Below are 16,044 nucleotides of genomic sequence, written 5' to 3' on the forward strand. Positions count from 1 at the left end.
AAAAGAGGCAGACAAATGATTTTAGAAAATATTAAATCTCCTGAGGATTTAAAGAAAGTTAATGAAAAAAATCTAAGACCTTTATGCGAAGAGATTAGAGAATATATAGAGAGTGTTGTTAATAAAAATGGAGGTCATTTAGCTTCCAACCTAGGTGCAGTAGAGCTAACCGTTGCAATGCACCGTTCTTTTGATGCGCCAAAAGATAAAATAATCTTCGATGTAGGCCATCAAAGCTATACCCATAAAATATTAACTGGCCGTTATGAGGCTTTTAAAACTTTGAGACAATACAAAGGGTTAAGTGGTTTTCCTAAACGTTCAGAAAGCCCTTATGATCCGTTTGATACAGGACATAGCAGTACTTCTATATCAGCTGCATTAGGGATAGCAACGGCAAGAGATATTGAAAAAGAAGATTTTCAAATAGTAGCACATATTGGTGATGGAGCCTTAACAGGTGGCATGGCTTTTGAGGCAATGAACCATTTAGGTCATTTACAGTCGAAAGTAATCATTGTACTAAATGATAATGAAATGTCTATTTCAGAAAATATTGGCGGTGTATCTAAGTATTTAAGTCGCCTTAGTTCTGGGAATGCGTATAGACGTTTTAAACAAAGTTTAAATGTTAGTTTATCTAAGACGGCAGTCGGTAGGAAATCTAGAAGAGTTTTAAGTCGCTTTAAAGGTAGTATTAAATATTTATTTTCAAAGAAGGGTGTATTATTTGAACAGTTTGGATTAACTTATCTTGGACCCTATGATGGTCATGATGTAATTGGTTTAGAGGAAGGCTTTAAAATAGCTAAGTTTGTAGAGGGTCCCGTTTTACTCCATGTTGTTACTACAAAAGGAAAAGGTAACGAAGAAGCAGAATACAATCCTGAAAAATTTCATGGAGTATCACCAGGAAAAGGAAAAAAATATAGAAGTTTAACAGAGTTTTTTGGTTCCCGTTTAGTTGAGTTAGCAAAAGAAAATAAAAAAATAACGGCTATTACAGCGGCTATGTGCACTGGTACAGGTTTAGATATTTTCAGAAAAGAGTTTCCTCAAAGATTCTTTGATGTGAGTATAGCGGAGCAACATGGTTTAACATTTGCAGCTGGACAAAGTGTACAGGGTTTACATCCTGTTATTTCCATTTATGCAACCTTTATGCAGAGAGGAGTAGATCAAATTATTCATGATATTTGTTTACAGAATCTACCGGTTACTATGATTTCTGATAGAGCCGGTCTTGTAGGTGAAGATGGAGAAACCCATCATGGAATATTTGATATTGCCTTGTTTGGCGCCATTCCCAATCTTGTGTTTATGGAGCCTAAAGATGGTAAGGAATTAGAAGCTATGCTGACATTTGCTACAGTGTATAATGGACCAACAATGATTCGTTTTCCAAAAGGAAGTTCACCTATTTTTAGTGCAGAAGTCAGTCCTATAGTACTTGGTGAGATGGAAATGATTCTTGATAACAATGGGAAGTGTTGCATAGTAGCTTTGGGAACTGAGGAGACAATGGCTCTTTATATTGCAGAAGAATTAAAAAAGAAAAATATTTTAATTGATGTAATTAATCCAAGATTTATTAAACCGATTAATCAATTTTGGCTAGATAAACTCAATAGTTATAACCAAGTGTTTACTATTGAAAATCATGTTGTAGTAGGCGGGTTTGGTTCTTTTATAAAATCTCAATTGAATAAGGCTAAAGTTTATAGTTTTGGTTTGCCTAATGTATTTATGCCTCATGGAAGTATTGAAGAGATCAGAAAGGAAGTAGGTTTTACTAGAAATCAAATTCTAAAAGAAATTGAGGAAAAGGTAGTTGAGTAAGGTTCGTTTAGATGTTTTTCTAATTGAAAATGGTTATTTTAAAACTAGACAGAAAGCAAAAGCAGAAATTATGGCTGGGAATATTCTTGTTGATCATATTAAAATTGAAAAAGCAGGTACTTTAATTAAAGATGATAGTATTATTACAGTTTTAGGAAAAAAATTCCTTATGTAAGCAGAGGAGCGCTTAAACTTAAAAAAGGTTTAGAGGCATTCAATGTTTCTGTTAAGGGGAAAGTTGCTTTAGATATTGGCGCATCAACAGGAGGATTTACGGAAATATTATTGTTAAATGGAGCTCTGAAAGTCTATAGTGTTGATGTTGGCTATAATCAGCTGGCATGGTCATTGAGACAAAATCCCAAAGTAGTTGTTTTAGAAAAACCAATGGTCGCAATTTGACACCTGAAAACTTAGATAACAATCAAGTTGATATTGTAAGTAACTGATGTTTCTTTTATTTCTTTAGATAAGATTTTACCGGCAGCCTACAGTTGTTTAAAAGATGATGGAGAAATGATAGCCTTAATTAAGCCTCAGTTTGAAGCCGGTAAAGATGGTGTTAATAAAAAAGGGTTGTTACTGAGCCAAAGGTCCGCATTGAGGTAATTGAGAAAATTATTGCTATTAGTTCTGATATAGGATTTTCAGTTTTAGATTTAGCTAGTTCTCCTCTTAAAGAGCCAAAGGGCAATAGGGAATACCTTATTTATTTAAAAAAGGAAGCAGAAACAAAAATATTAATAGAAAATGATATAATAAAGAAAGTTGTTGCTTTAGCATTTGCTGAAATTTAGTATTTAACATAGGAGGGGTTTAATGTCAGTTATTTTAGAAGTTAAAAAACTCATTAAGAAGTATGGGGATTTTGGAGCTGTAAATGATATTTCTTTTACAGTTGAAAAACAGTCTTTGTTTGCTTTTTTAGGTCCTAATGGAGCTGGGAAATCAACTACTATAAATATTATTGCTACATTGCTTGAAAAAACATCAGGGGATATTCTTGTTAATGGCTATCATGTTGGTTCAGAGGATCAAATGGTTAGGCAAAATATTGGTATTGTTTTTCAAAATAGTATGCTAGATGAGTTATTAACAGTAAGAGAAAATATTGTATTGAGATCTGCACTGTATAAAATATCCAAAAAAGAATGCGAAAAAAGACTTGAAGAAATGCATGGATACATTGGCTTAAATGATATTTTAGATCGTCCGTATGGAAAATTATCCGGTGGGCAAAAAAGAAAATCAGATATTGCCAGAGCCCTTATTCATTATCCAACTATCCTATTTTTAGATGAGCCAACAACAGGACTAGATCCTAAAACGAGAATACAGGTTTGGAAAACAATTAAGAAATTACAAGTTGAAAAACAGATAACAATTTTTCTGACTACCCATTATATGGAAGAGGCTGCTGGAGCAGATGAGGTTGTTATTATTAATAAAGGACAAATAGTTGGGGAGGGTACACCTTCTCAGCTTAAAGATGAATACAGTATTGATACAGTTAAAATCACACCCTTTGATATGACTGCTTATATTTTATACATAAATGATAAAGGACTAAAACACGATGTTGTAGCTGATCAAGTTATTATTCCAGTAAAAAATAGTACAGATGCTTTAATACTCCTCAAAGAATCAGAATGTTATATTGAATCTTTTGAAGTTTTAAAGGGAAATATGGATGACGTATTTTTAAATATTACTGGAGAAGCATTAAGAGGAGAAGGGGGGATATAATGATAGTATGGGCATTAACTAGGCGTAACTTAAAGAATTTTATAAGAAATAAATCTAATGTTTTCTTTTCTTTTCTATCGATTTTAATAATTATTTTGCTGTATGTTTTTTTTCTAGGTCAACTGCAGATTAATTTACTCGAAGCTTATGCACCAGATGCAGCACGAGTGGATATACAGTTTTTAACTAATAGTTGGATGATGGCTGGCGTTATATTAGTTAGTACGATTACTTTGCCATTAGGTTTTTATGCAGTGATGGTGGCTGACTACGAAAATGAAAATATTAGTGATTTTCTGTGTGCTCCCTTGAGAAGAAGACGCCTCGTTTTAAGCTATACTTTAGCGGCCTTTATAATTGGGGGTATATTGACATTCATTAATTTTATTTTAGCGGAAATATATATTGTCTTAAGAGGTGGTGCATTATTAGTGCCTGTTTCCATGATTAAAGCAATTCTTGTAATATTGCTTTGCTTGTTGGTATCAACAACTATTCTCTATTTTGTTATTTCATTTGTCAAAAAAATGAATGTATTTTCTATTTTGAGTACAGTTGTAGGGACAATTATTGGATTTTTAGCTGGAATATTTGTACCCATTGGTACTTTGCCTACTATAGCCCAGACTGCTATTAAGCTTTTTCCCTTGTCCTATGGCGCTGTCTTAACGCGACAAATTTTTATGGAAGAACCCATGAGAAGAGTCTTTAATGGGGTTCCAGAACACCTAAGAATTGCTTATGAAAATGATTATGGTGTTACAGTTACTTTTAATGATATGGAAGTTACTACAGGCGTTATGATTGCCATTCTTTTAGGAACTGCAGCAATAGCAACTATTATTTCAGTTATTAGAGCGCGTAATATTAAGTTCAAATAATAAAAGATAACAAAAAGGACTATCATAAAATGATAGTCCTTTAATCCTATTTGGCAGGGGAGACAGGATTCGAACCCGCAACCAATGGTTTTGGAGACCACTACTCTACCAATTGAGCCACTCCCCTAGAACTAGGCTACATTGAAAATTATATCTATTTTGTAGTCTATAGTCAATAGTAAAAATGAAAGAAGAGAAGAAATGAATCAATATTTAATTATTTATTCTGGAGGAACCATTAGCATGGAAGCTGGAAGTGATGGCGGAACAGTCAATAAAAAGGCGTTTCAGAAGAAGCTTCAGCAGTATTTAGCTCGTAAAAAATTTACTGCCACTATCCTTCCAATTAAAAAAATGTAGATTCAAGTCAAATTACCTTTAAAGAGATAAATGAAATAATTTTAATTTTAAAAACCAATTATTCCTCTTATAATGGCTTTCTAGTCTTACAAAAGTATCATTGACTTCAAAAATGCCTTATAGTGTTTATTCAACTGAAAATACTCTTTGGAGACAAATAGCAGATAACAGAAATAAGCTATCATTTGATTTTTTAACTGAAAAAGAAATTGAAGTTTTAGTAATAACTGGTTTTACGCCTTTTTCAAAACAAGAATTGCTTAGGAGATAGTTTATTATTAGTTATATATGGAAGTGGAACTTTTTTTACATAGAAGTGACATTATAAATAGAATTAAGGAATATAGAAAAGCTGGTAAAAAAGTTTTAGCTATTTCCCAGTGTTTAGGTGAAGTCATAGGATTTTTCAAAATATGAGGCTAGCCTTCCACTTAAGGAATTAGGGGTTATGGAAGGTAGCCAGATGATTTTAGAAGAAGCAATTGGTTATTTACATAGTCAAGAATAATCCTATTTGTTTCTCCTTACTATTAAATAGTAGATTAGGGCAGCAACGATAGCTATAGTTGTTAAGCCATACATGAGCTGATAGCCTAACTGAGCTGCAAAAATACCAAATAGTATCGAACCTAATCCAATACCTAAATCAAAGCCAGTAAAGAAGGTTGCATTGGCGGCACCAAGCCTTTCTCTAGGGGTATTAAGGATAGCCATAGTCTGGAGACTAGAGTGACAACCACCAAAACCGATACCATAAATGAGACCTACAAGTAAGAAACTGCCTAATGAAGTAGCTGTTGATAGTGCAATCATACCAATTAAGACACTGATGAGTGAGGGAATGACTACGTAATCAAAGCCTAAAATATCTGTTAGTTTTCCGAATATAGGTCTTACTATTAATAAGGATATTGCAAATACTGTAAAGAATAAACCTACGTCGGCAACGCCTCTATTAACAGCGTAAATTGGTAAAAAACCAAGAATTGAGCCATAAGTTATAGTAACCAGTGTCATAACAATGGTGGCATGTTTTGCAGATTTTTCAAAAACTATAATTTTCCCTAGTTTATTTTTATTGTCAACTTTTACATAATGGATAAAAAAGCAAGGATTATGGCGATTATTGAAAGCACATAAGCTATATTAAAAAGAAGATTAAATGAGTACGTACTTATAATAAATAAGCCAATTGCTGGAGCAGCAGCCATGGCTAGACTTCCTTCCGGTGAGACTAAAGTAGCCTATTCCTTCACCAAATCGTTTTCTAGGAATTTTATCTGAAACAACAGTACTTATAGAGGTTGTTGAAATTCCCCAACCAAAACCATGTATAAATCTAAAAATAAGTATTAATAGTACTGTTGGTAGCCAACGATAAGCTAATACAGCAACAATAAAAATAAGTAATCCAGTTAAAAATATACCTTTTTTACCTATCCTATCTAAAAAAATTCCTGCTAAAGGTCTTGAAATAATAGCAGCAATAGTAGAAATACCTGTAACAAGTCCAATAATTCCATCAGAGCCTCCTAATGATTGAATGTAAACAGGTAGAGTTGGTAAAAGTAATTGAAAAGAAAAATATAAGAATAAGTTAGTTAATAAAATAATAATAAAGTCTTTTGTCCATAGTGGGGTTTTTACATTTCTAAAGTCTGTCATTTTTTAAGCCTTTCTAATAATGAATTTTTGCAAGTTAATATTAATCTTCTTAATAAGTTTAGCAAAAATAGCAGTAAATAGATAGATAGGGTAGGTAATTGATAGATTTAGTTGCAAAAAAGAGTGGCGTTTTATACAATATAGATAGTAGAATAGAAAGGAGAATTACTTATGAAATCATATGTAGATAAGGGTACATGTATTGGTTGTGAAAGCTGTGTAAATGAGTGTCCTGAAATATTTTTTATGGATGATGAGGGACTAGCTGAAGCTAAAGATGTTGAGTTAACTGGGGTATTATTAGAAAAGGCCTCAGAAGTAGAAGAGGTCTGTCCTGTTGAAGCCATTTCAATTAAGTAGCTAAACTTTATTAAGCCTACTGATTATTTGTTAGTAGGCTTAATAAAGTTTAAAATAATTTTTAAAGGATAGGGAAAATGAATATTAATAAAGTAAATGAGTCAATGCTTGTTGATTTCTATGAATTTACTATGACTAATGGTTATTTTGTTAGTGGTCTTGCTGATAAAAAAGTTGTTTTTGATATGTTTTTTAGAAAAGTTCCTGACAATGGTAGTTTTGCAATTATGGCTGGTTTAGAACAAGTTATAGAATACATTGAAAACTTACATTTTGCAGATGAAGATATTGAGTATTTGAGCAGTCGAGGGATTTTTAGTGAAGATTTTTTAGGCTACCTTAAAGATTTTGAGTTTACTTGCGATATTGATGCTGTTCCAGAAGGCACTCCTATTTTTCCACAAGAACCAATTGTTCGCGTTAAGGGACCTTTGATTCAAGCACAGTTTATTGAAACAATGCTTTTAATGCATATTAATCATCAAAGTTTAATTGCAACAAAAGCTCGCCGTCTAGTAAAAGCCGCAAAAGGTAGAAATGTTGTTGAATTTGGTTCAAGAAGAGCTCAGGGGTCAAGCGGTGCACTTTTAGGAGCAAGAGCAGCATATATTGGTGGTTGTTCTGGTACCGCTTGTACCCTTGCAGATCAATTATTCAAAGTGCCAGCTCTTGGTACAATGGCCCATAGCTGGGTTCAACTTTTTACAAAGGAAGAAGAAGCTTTTAGGCGGTATTGCGAAATCTATCCTGAAAATGCAATTCTTTTAGTGGACACTTATGATGTTCTTAATTCTGGTATCCCAAATGCTATTAAAGTGTTTAATGAAATTCTAATACCTAAAGGCTTTAGACCAAAAGGCGTTAGAATCGATAGTGGTGATATGGCCTATTTATCTAGGCAAGCTCGGGTTATGTTAGATGAAGCTGGATTTAATGATTGTATTATATTTGCTTCAAATTCTTTAGATGAGGTTGTAATTAATGATTTGATTAATAATCAAAATGCTCAAATTGACTCATTTGGCGTAGGAGAGTGTTTAATAACTTCAAAATCTGACCCAGTTTTTGGAGGCGTCTATAAATTATCTGCCGTAGATGAAAAAGGAGAAATGATTCCCAAAATTAAACTCAGTGAGAATGTAGAGAAAATTACAAATCCCGGCTATAAAAATGTTTGGCGTTTATATGATAAAAAAACCAATAAGGCTATTGCTGATGTTCTAACTTTGGCTGATGAATTTATTGATACATCAAAACCTTATCATTTGTTTGATCCAGATCATACATGGAAACAAAAACTGATTGCTGACTTTACTGCTAGACAATTACTGGAGCCAGTATTTGACAAAGGCAAGTGCGTATATAAGCGTAAATCATTGGCTGAAATTAGAGATTATTGTAAAGAGGAACTCAATAGCTTTTGGGAGGAAATATTACGTTTAGAAAGACCTCAACCTTACTTTGTAGATTTATCATTGTCCTTATGGAAAATGAGAAAGAATTTAATTACAGAACATATTTTTACAGAAAAATAAAGTTAGGAATAAAATTTTATGCATAATAATAAAAACAGACAGGCAAAAGAATCTTACAAGTTATTGTTCTTGTAATTTTAATAGGATTGATTATTGGATTGGTTAGTCAATGGCAACATATTTGGAATCTTTTTAAGAATCGTGAGCTCCTAGAAGCCACCGTTTAAAAATATGGTTTATTTAGCAGTCTTATTATGGTGGGATTACAAGCCCTTCAAATAGTAGTGGCTTTTATTCCTGGTGAAATCACGCAAATTGCTGCAGGTTATTTGTTTGGTACTGTTCAAGGGTCGCTTATTTCACTAGTGGGTTTATTTATTGGAGCAGCGATTACATTTTACATTGCAAGAATTCTCGGTCATGATTTTGTAAAAAAAGTAATAAAAAAAAGAACAGTATGAAAAATTTTCTAATCTTTTAAATAGTACAAAAGGTGAAGGCATATTATTTATTTTATTATTAATTCCTGGATTGCCAAAAGACTTTCTATTTTATTTAATGGAAATTACCGATATTCAGGCAAAACGCTTTTTTCTATAGTAGTGATTGCTAGAACACCAACCATTATTGGCTCTGCACTTATTGGGGCAAACTTAGCCAATAACAATCTCTCCATAGCTATTGGTATTTCAATATTTGCTATTATTGTAGTAGCAATTGGATTAATATTTAAAGACCGAATTATTGCTTTTCTTGATAAAAGAAAAAATAAATAATAATTAAAGAAAAGGAAGATATAATTGTGATAGGCATTGTTTGGAATTCAAAAAAAGATGGAGCTGAAGTATTAGCTGATTATATTGTAAAGTGGTTTACAAAAAGGAATATTCCAATTTTAGTAAATGAAGATAATATGTTTACAGAAGAATTAAACTTTATTATTGTTTTAGGCGGAGATGGAACTATTTTACATACTGTTAAAAGAATGCATCCATACTCAATACCTTTGCTAGGGATAAATTTAGGTAATTTAGGTTTTTTAACAGCTATAGAAAAAAATAATATTGACTATTATTTAGAACAAGCATTAGATGATAGCAATTATTTAATTGAGAAAAGAATGATGTTAGATGTTAGTATTTGCAAAGATAATGTATGTATTTGGAAAGATACGGCTTTAAATGACATCGTACTTTCTAGGCGTTCTCTTTCTAGAATTCTGAATTTTTGCATAGAGGTATCTGATAATCCTATTGGCAATTATTATGCCGATGGATTTATTATTTCTACGCCTACAGGCTCGACAGCTTATTCTCTATCGGCTGGCGGGCCGATACTTACTCCTCAAATGGAAGCAGTTGCTTTGACTCCTATCTGCGCTCATACCCTGTATGCCAGACCTATGGTTGTTTCTGCAAAAGAAAAGGTTAAATTGTATTTAAATGAAGCATTTGATGAAAATGTTGTTACAATTGATGGACAAAGAAGAACAAAATTAACAAAAGGCGAAGAGCTTTTAGTAGAAGCTTCAGAGATATATGCCAAAATTATTCGCTTCAAGGATAGGAGCTTTTTTGAAGTTTTAGCTGAAAAATTGGTTCGCGAGGTTAAAGATGGTTGATTTTAAAAGTGGTATCACTTTTATTCATGGGATTTTCAAGGAACGACTTAATAATAAGGGCATTCATATTGACGCAACCTGTGGCAACGGCTATGACAGTCTTTTTCTTGCTAAGGCTCTAAAAGGAGCCGGACATTTGTTTTGTTTTGATATTCAACCTTTTGCTATTGCTGCTACAGAGAAGTTACTTTTATGTGAAACCCAGTATTAAAACTTTTGTAACGAAATCATATTCAACTGTCGAAAGTTTAAAGTAGGGTTTGTTTTTTCTCAAAACAGGAGGACTAATCGGAATAATGGTATATAATGGTTACGAGGGTGGCAGTGAAGAAGAGGAAGCTGTTAAGAATTTTCTTAAAACACTATCACAAAAAGAGTACAATGTTGTGGTCTTAAATCATCTGAATCGACCAGAGGATCCTCCTTATCCAATTGTAATTGAAAAAATAAAGGATGAGTAATTATGAAAAAAGAAAATAGACAATCATTTATATTATCTTTAATAAATGAAAAACCTATAGGAACACAAGATCAACTAGTTTATGCTTTACATGAAGCAGGCTATCATGTAACTCAGGCAACTGTTTCAAGGGACATTAAAGCTTTAGAATTAGAGAAAGTTTCAACAGACATGGGGTCAGTTTATAGAAGTAAGAACCTTCAGTTTGGAGGAGAACATAAAAAAACACTATCATTATCTACTATTTTTGAGAATTCAGTAACTAAAGTAGTAGGCGTTGATTATTTTATTGTAATTCATACTTTGCCTGGGGCGGCTTCTACAGTTGCATTTCATTTAGACAGTGAAGAAAATATTGGCATTTTAGGAACTATTGCTGGTGATGATACTATTTTAGTTATTCTAGACAATAAGGAAAAAGTGAACAACATATTAGAACTATTTAAAGGTTATTTGTAGGAGGTTTAATGCTAAAGGAGATAACAATCAAAAACTTTGCTTTAATTGACGAGATTACAGTTGAACTAACAACAGGACTCAATGTTTTAACAGGTGAGACTGGTGCTGGTAAGTCGATTGTGTTAGATGCTATTGGCTTGCTTTGTGGTAAAAGAGCCAGTCTGAACTTTATCAGAAAAGGTGAAGACAAAGCAAAAGTAGAAGGTTATTTTATTATTACAGATGATTTGAAAAATAAAATAAATGATTTAGACTTAGTTGATTGTGATAATGAGTTATTTCTTTCTAGAGAAATTTCTGTAAGTGGCAATAATAAATGTAAAATTAATTATAAGACTGTTCCTCATACTATTTATCAGATTATTGGAAAATTCCTATTTGATATTCATGGACAAAACCAGGAACAGAGTCTTTTATTGCCTGAAAAACAGCTTACTCTTTTAGACGGCTTTTTAGATAATACGCAAAAAGTATATTTAAAAAAAGTCAAAGAAAGTTATTTAAAGTGGGAAGAAGCTAAAAATAAGATAGATAAAATTTTAAATGAAAATGAAGAGAAAAACGAAATGGTTGACTACTATATATTTGCCATTGATGAAATAAATAAAGCTGAATTAGAAGTTGCAGAAGAAGATAAATTACGAGAAGAACGTAATAGGATTGTAAATGGAGAAAAACTAAGCAAGAAAGGAGAACAGATTTATAGTAGACTATGGGGTGCACAAGGCTGTGTCCCATCTTATGAGGAAGTAACATTTCTTTTAAAGGAAATGAGTCTTTTGGATGACATTATTACATCAGTTAAAGACAAAAGTATTGAAGTTCTTTACAATCTAGAAGAGGTAGCTAATGATTTTAGGACTTATTTTGATAGTTTAGAATATGATGAATATACTTTAAATAAAATTGAACGCAGATTGGAAATTATAAATAGTCTGAAGAGAAAATATGGTAATTCAATTGAAGCTATTCTAGAAAGACAAACGGAGATGAAGCTGGTAATTGAACAAGTCGAAAATAAGGATGCTTATTTACAGCAATATGAAAAAGAAAAAGAAGAAGCTCTGAGATTATACAATCAATTTTCTGAGAAGCTTTCTCTAGGAAGACGGGAAAGTGCTGCTAAAGTTGAGGCTTTAATTAAAGAAAACTTAGAAAATTTGGGGATTTATGGTGATAGTTTTAAAGTTCACTTTATTGATAATGAAATGCCAACTGAAATTGGTAGAGAAAAAATAGAGTTTTATTTCAGTCCAAATAAAGGGGAAGGTGCTCAACCTTTAAAGAAAATTGCTTCAGGTGGTGAAGTGTCAAGAATAATGTTAGCTTTTAAAAAGGTCTTTGTATCTTTAGATAATGTACCCTCTATGGTTTTTGATGAAATAGATACAGGGGTTGGAGGAGAATCTTTACTAAAAGTTGCTTTGAGTTTATATGACATCAGTAGAGAGAGACAAGTTATTTGTGTAACTCATGGACCTTTAATAGCCGCTTTTGCGGATAGTCATTTTAGAATCAGAAAAGATGTAATTGATGAACGTACAAAAATTAGCGTAATTCCCCTTGAAGATAAGGATGCAAGGAGTGAAGAACTAGGAAGAATGCTAGGCGGTACAGAACACTTAAATTTGGCTAAAGATCAAGGGGAGGAAATGATTTTATTTGCAATGGAACAAAAAAGTGTAAAATGAACGTTAGGTGAAAAATTATAAATTTTATGGAGGTGACAGGTAATGGACGATCCGAGTCAGTTGTATTATTGTAAATTATTTATTAAAAAAATTGGGTTGTCATATTATAGACGATCCTAGAAAGGAAGGTTTATAATGATTACTGCTTATAAAACAATGGATGGAGCATTGAGCTCTGTTGATATTTCAGAACCTCACAATTGGATTAATTTAGTAAACCCAAGTAAGCAAGACTTAGAAACTGTAGCAGAAAAAACAGGTGCTTTACTAGAATTTTTAGAGGCGCCTTTAGACCCAGAAGAGCGCTCAAGAATTGATACTGAAGATGAACAAACATTAATTATTATTAACGTGCCTATAGAAGCAGATGAAGGGGAAAATCAGACAAGCTATGATACGATTCCTTTAGGATTGTTGATAATTGAAAATCATTTTATCACTATTTCTTTAGAGGATGTTGATGTATTGGAGGATTTTATTAATAGACCTTTAAGATCTACCTCTACCTTAAAGAAAACGAGATTTGCTTTACAGATTTTTTATAAAACAGCCACTTATTATTTGAAATTTCTAAAACAGTTAGATAGAAAAACTAATGAAATAGAAAGATCTTTACATAGGGCCATGAAAAATGAACGCTTAATAAAATTATTAGGTCTTGAAAAAAGTTTAGTATATTTTATGACTTCCTTAAAAGCCAATGAAATTGTAATGAGGAAAATCTTTAGAGTAAATTTGCTACCAATGTATGAAGAGGATGAAGATTTACTGGAAGATGTCTTAACAGAAGTTCACCAAGCAATTGATATGGCTGAAATCAACACCAATATTTTAAGTGGCATGATGGATGCTTTTGCGTCTATTATATCCAATAACTTGAATGTGGTTATGAAAATTCTAACTTCAATAACTATTATCTTAACTATTCCAACTATGATATTCAGTTTTTATGGTATGAACGTTGCACTACCTGGTGCCGATTGGCCTTTTACGGGATTAGTTATTGTAATCGTTACAATAATTATTGCAGCAGTAACTTTATATATTATGCGTAAAAAGAATATGTTTTAATAATTAAATAAATAAAAAAGCCTTTTGTAATCAATACAAAAGGCTTTTTTATATTTTAATTTATTGCTCGTAAATAGCGTCGTTTGGACAAGATGATTGGCATGTTCCACAGCTAATACATTCATCTTGGTTGATTTCATAAATAGAATCACCTTCGCTAATGCATTCTACTGGACACTCATCAGCACAAACACCACAAGATATACACTTATCAGTAATGATATACATTTTTATACACCTCCTTGCTTGTAATAATTATCTCAATGTCATTATAAGTCTTTTTATTAAAATAAGGAAGTCTTTTTATTAAAATAAAACATTTATTTACTAAATATTAAAATTCAACAATATTTCTTTTATACACAATGTATTTATCCTGTACTTCTCTGATAGTGTCTTGAATTGCTAGCTGGAGACGAGATACTTCACTGTAAGCTTCATCTTCAATAGCTATTCTAATCTGAGTGAAAAGGGAAAGATTATCTTCGGAATCTTTTAAGAGACTCATTTTTAAAATTTTAATTTCTTCCCAGCGCTTTTCATCTAAACTATTTGTACTTTCTAAATCATAGTGTAACGGTACAATGCTTGAAAAACGTTTTGCTGTTTGGGGAATAATGCGATTGGTAATTTCAGTTAACCAACGTTTTTGTACACCAATACAATAGGAATAAATGATTAATTCTGTAAAAATCCCTGAGGATAAAAGGGTGTTTAGTTTTTCTGGATATTGGGATAGTCCTTCTAAATTTTTCCATACAGTTGCTGGATGTTGACCAAAGAATTTTTCTCTTTCTTCTTCTGAATAAGCTTCAAAAACATCTAATTCACTATGGTAAACTCTATCATTTTCAAGATAATCAGCTGGTTCTCCGTAGCCTTTTTTAAATTCTGCTTCAAGTTCAGCCATTGTTTTTCCTGAATTAACAGTATAGTAAATTCCATCGAGCATTGTTTGGTAAATAGTAGCAATAACTAAATAGGTGTTACTATGAGGGTTTGGAGATCTGACTTCAAATCGTGTAGCCAATGGAGAATCAAGATCTCTGATTAAGCCCATTAAAACTGTTCTATTTCTTGATGGAGTCTTAACATCAGTACCAATAGATGCTACAATGCATATGGGTGCTTCAAACCCTGGTTTTAAACGTTCAAGGGAGTCGTTAGTGGCACTGATAAATGGGTTTAATACCTCATAATTTTTGAGAATACCCATTAATGCACCCCAACCAGGTACAGATAGGAAGTTCTCATACTTGTTCTGGGGATTAAATAGATTTTTTCTTTGTCCATCTTTTAAGAGAATTGATACGCCTACATGAGTGTGTTCACCACTGCCTGCCACACCGTCGATAGGTTTAGCTTTAAAGGATACATCAAGACCATGTCCTTGGAAAATTTCTTTAACAAAAGTACGGGCTAAAAGCTCATTATCGGCTGCCTGAAGTGCTTCTGAATATAGCCAGTCAATTTCTAATTGTTCTAGTATGTCTGTTGTTGTACCATCACTGGTTAATTTTGCTTTAACTCCACCCACTTCTTTATGACCCATTTCAGGTTTTAAACCATAATTTTCAAGGAGCGTTAAAGAACGTTCAAGAGCAGTTCTTACAGAATGCTTTGTTCTTTTCCAATATTGTTCCCGCATAACTTCTGATGCAGAAAGCTCAGAAGCTTTAACACTATTGTTTTCTGGAGAGCGAACCCAAAACTCAAGTTCTGTTGCAGCTGTTAAATCAACAGATGCAATGTCTTCTTTAGTAAAGCCCATTTGCTGGCATAATTCTTTTGAGTCAAATAGTTTAATAATCTCAGCTTGGAAATGCTTGCTCACTTGTTTCAAGATTGAGCGGGAGTCAATATAACTGTTATTGTGTTTTAAAAAACAAGGAATTCTTAAAGTTCCAATTGGTTTTTCAGTAACACAATCAATATTTTCGTAGTTGTAGTCAATGAACCACTTAGCTTCAGTGTCAGGAATTAAATCAACTTTCCCATTATTAAGAGTTGCAATGCCTGGTAAAACAACACTTGATCCATCAGTTTGTATACCATTTTCAATAAATTCATTAATACTATCTAAAAATACTGAAATAGGAATTTTTTCATCTGTGTCATTACCGCCTAAATCAACACCTACCAAAGAAACAAATTGTATTTCTGGGTGGGATAGAAGTAGGGATTTTAAAGATGTTTCGTCATGGTCTTTTTTTGAGATAAAATAAAGCAAGTCTGGCTCTAACATCTTTTCGGTTTTATCATTCATTTTTTTCCTCCAAAATAAAAATCTAATATACTCTATCATAACATAAATCAGCATTAATTTTAAGGGAAAATTCATTGATAGAAATGAGAAAGATTAGCTTAGAAGCTAGTAGAAAAGCATTTTTTTTGGTATAATAATAGTGTTTAATTT

At 32.3% G+C, this 16,044-nt stretch carries 19 protein-coding genes, 1 tRNA gene and 1 pseudogene; 16 read left to right on the forward strand and 5 right to left on the reverse strand.

The window, feature by feature from the left end:
* Window positions 1-15: 15 nt before the first annotated feature.
* From dxs to AZF37_RS04675, 4 genes and pseudogenes are all read left to right on the forward strand, one after another.
* A complete protein-coding gene (gene dxs, locus AZF37_RS04660; RefSeq protein ID WP_088369785.1) occupies window positions 16-1,839 on the forward strand; it encodes a 1-deoxy-D-xylulose-5-phosphate synthase in 1,824 nt (607 codons plus the stop codon).
* A pseudogene (locus AZF37_RS13225) lies at window positions 1,832-2,636 on the forward strand (TlyA family RNA methyltransferase). The gene dxs and the pseudogene AZF37_RS13225 overlap by 8 nt, the downstream one beginning before the upstream one ends.
* 22 nt (window positions 2,637-2,658) lie before the next feature.
* On the forward strand, window positions 2,659-3,585 hold the full coding sequence (locus AZF37_RS04670; RefSeq protein ID WP_088369786.1) for an ABC transporter ATP-binding protein: 927 nt from the start codon (window positions 2,659-2,661) through the stop codon (window positions 3,583-3,585).
* The gene (locus AZF37_RS04675) at window positions 3,585-4,466 is read left to right on the forward strand and encodes an ABC transporter permease (RefSeq protein ID WP_088369787.1); all 882 of its coding nucleotides are present in this window, start codon (window positions 3,585-3,587) and stop codon (window positions 4,464-4,466) included. Before AZF37_RS04670 ends, AZF37_RS04675 begins: the two co-directional genes overlap by 1 nt.
* A gap of 51 nt (window positions 4,467-4,517) precedes the next feature.
* Here AZF37_RS04675 and AZF37_RS04680 read toward each other — a convergent pair.
* Window positions 4,518-4,593 (reverse strand) — tRNA-Trp (locus AZF37_RS04680).
* A 74-nt stretch (window positions 4,594-4,667) separates the two neighbouring features.
* On the opposite strand from AZF37_RS04680, the gene AZF37_RS10395 reads away from it, so the two are divergent.
* Both AZF37_RS10395 and AZF37_RS10400 read left to right on the forward strand, forming a co-directional pair.
* Window positions 4,668-4,826 (forward strand): hypothetical protein, encoded by a 159-nt coding sequence (locus AZF37_RS10395; RefSeq protein ID WP_162473898.1) that lies wholly within the window; start codon window positions 4,668-4,670, stop codon window positions 4,824-4,826.
* Window positions 4,827-4,938: 112 nt separating this feature from the next.
* Window positions 4,939-5,097 carry a hypothetical protein gene (locus AZF37_RS10400; RefSeq protein ID WP_172793079.1) on the forward strand — a complete coding sequence of 53 codons (159 nt, stop codon included), beginning with the start codon at window positions 4,939-4,941 and terminating at the stop codon, window positions 5,095-5,097.
* 239 nt (window positions 5,098-5,336) lie between these two features.
* Here the strand turns inward: AZF37_RS10400 and AZF37_RS11590 are convergent, their stop codons facing one another.
* Both AZF37_RS11590 and AZF37_RS11595 read right to left on the reverse strand, forming a co-directional pair.
* Window positions 5,337-5,843 carry an MFS transporter gene (locus AZF37_RS11590; protein WP_245612056.1) on the reverse strand — a complete coding sequence of 169 codons (507 nt, stop codon included), beginning with the start codon at window positions 5,841-5,843 and terminating at the stop codon, window positions 5,337-5,339.
* Between the two features lie 141 nt (window positions 5,844-5,984).
* The gene (locus tag AZF37_RS11595; RefSeq protein WP_245612057.1) at window positions 5,985-6,491 is read right to left on the reverse strand and encodes an MFS transporter; all 507 of its coding nucleotides are present in this window, start codon (window positions 6,489-6,491) and stop codon (window positions 5,985-5,987) included.
* Window positions 6,492-6,662: 171 nt separating this feature from the next.
* Here AZF37_RS11595 and AZF37_RS04690 point away from each other — a divergent pair, with 171 nt between their 5' ends.
* From AZF37_RS04690 to AZF37_RS04730, 10 genes are all read left to right on the forward strand, one after another.
* The gene (locus AZF37_RS04690) at window positions 6,663-6,851 is read left to right on the forward strand and encodes a ferredoxin (protein WP_088369788.1); all 189 of its coding nucleotides are present in this window, start codon (window positions 6,663-6,665) and stop codon (window positions 6,849-6,851) included.
* Between the two features lie 77 nt (window positions 6,852-6,928).
* Window positions 6,929-8,386: a nicotinate phosphoribosyltransferase gene (locus tag AZF37_RS04695; protein ID WP_088369789.1), complete on the forward strand. Its 1,458-nt coding sequence runs from the start codon at window positions 6,929-6,931 to the stop codon at window positions 8,384-8,386.
* A gap of 194 nt (window positions 8,387-8,580) precedes the next feature.
* On the forward strand, window positions 8,581-8,787 hold the full coding sequence (locus AZF37_RS04700) for a VTT domain-containing protein (protein WP_088369790.1): 207 nt from the start codon (window positions 8,581-8,583) through the stop codon (window positions 8,785-8,787).
* A gap of 141 nt (window positions 8,788-8,928) precedes the next feature.
* Complete coding sequence (locus AZF37_RS10405; RefSeq protein WP_162473900.1) at window positions 8,929-9,102, forward strand: hypothetical protein; 174 nt, start codon at window positions 8,929-8,931, stop codon at window positions 9,100-9,102.
* A gap of 26 nt (window positions 9,103-9,128) precedes the next feature.
* Window positions 9,129-9,947: an NAD(+)/NADH kinase gene (locus AZF37_RS04705; protein WP_088369791.1), complete on the forward strand. Its 819-nt coding sequence runs from the start codon at window positions 9,129-9,131 to the stop codon at window positions 9,945-9,947.
* Window positions 9,940-10,158 carry a hypothetical protein gene (locus AZF37_RS04710; protein WP_088369792.1) on the forward strand — a complete coding sequence of 73 codons (219 nt, stop codon included), beginning with the start codon at window positions 9,940-9,942 and terminating at the stop codon, window positions 10,156-10,158. Before AZF37_RS04705 ends, AZF37_RS04710 begins: the two co-directional genes overlap by 8 nt.
* Before the next feature lie 49 nt (window positions 10,159-10,207).
* Window positions 10,208-10,408, forward strand: a complete 201-nt coding sequence (locus tag AZF37_RS04715; protein ID WP_281178915.1) for an MnmM family RNA methyltransferase — start codon at window positions 10,208-10,210, stop codon at window positions 10,406-10,408.
* Window positions 10,409-10,410: 2 nt separating this feature from the next.
* On the forward strand, window positions 10,411-10,866 hold the full coding sequence (locus tag AZF37_RS04720) for an arginine repressor (protein WP_088369794.1): 456 nt from the start codon (window positions 10,411-10,413) through the stop codon (window positions 10,864-10,866).
* A gap of 8 nt (window positions 10,867-10,874) precedes the next feature.
* A complete protein-coding gene (gene recN / locus AZF37_RS04725) occupies window positions 10,875-12,557 on the forward strand; it encodes a DNA repair protein RecN (RefSeq protein WP_088369795.1) in 1,683 nt (560 codons plus the stop codon).
* Between the two features lie 135 nt (window positions 12,558-12,692).
* Window positions 12,693-13,628: a magnesium transporter CorA family protein gene (locus tag AZF37_RS04730; RefSeq protein ID WP_088369796.1), complete on the forward strand. Its 936-nt coding sequence runs from the start codon at window positions 12,693-12,695 to the stop codon at window positions 13,626-13,628.
* A 60-nt stretch (window positions 13,629-13,688) separates the two neighbouring features.
* On the opposite strand, the gene AZF37_RS04735 is transcribed toward AZF37_RS04730, so the two are convergent.
* Both AZF37_RS04735 and AZF37_RS04740 read right to left on the reverse strand, forming a co-directional pair.
* Window positions 13,689-13,856 (reverse strand): DUF362 domain-containing protein, encoded by a 168-nt coding sequence (locus tag AZF37_RS04735; protein ID WP_088369797.1) that lies wholly within the window; start codon window positions 13,854-13,856, stop codon window positions 13,689-13,691.
* A 106-nt stretch (window positions 13,857-13,962) separates the two neighbouring features.
* Complete coding sequence (locus AZF37_RS04740) at window positions 13,963-15,894, reverse strand: type I glutamate--ammonia ligase (RefSeq protein WP_245612058.1); 1,932 nt, start codon at window positions 15,892-15,894, stop codon at window positions 13,963-13,965.
* Window positions 15,895-16,044 lie beyond the last annotated feature (150 nt).

This window comes from endosymbiont 'TC1' of Trimyema compressum, from assembly GCF_001584725.1.
Lineage (GTDB): Bacteria > Bacillota > TC1 > TC1 > TC1 > TC1.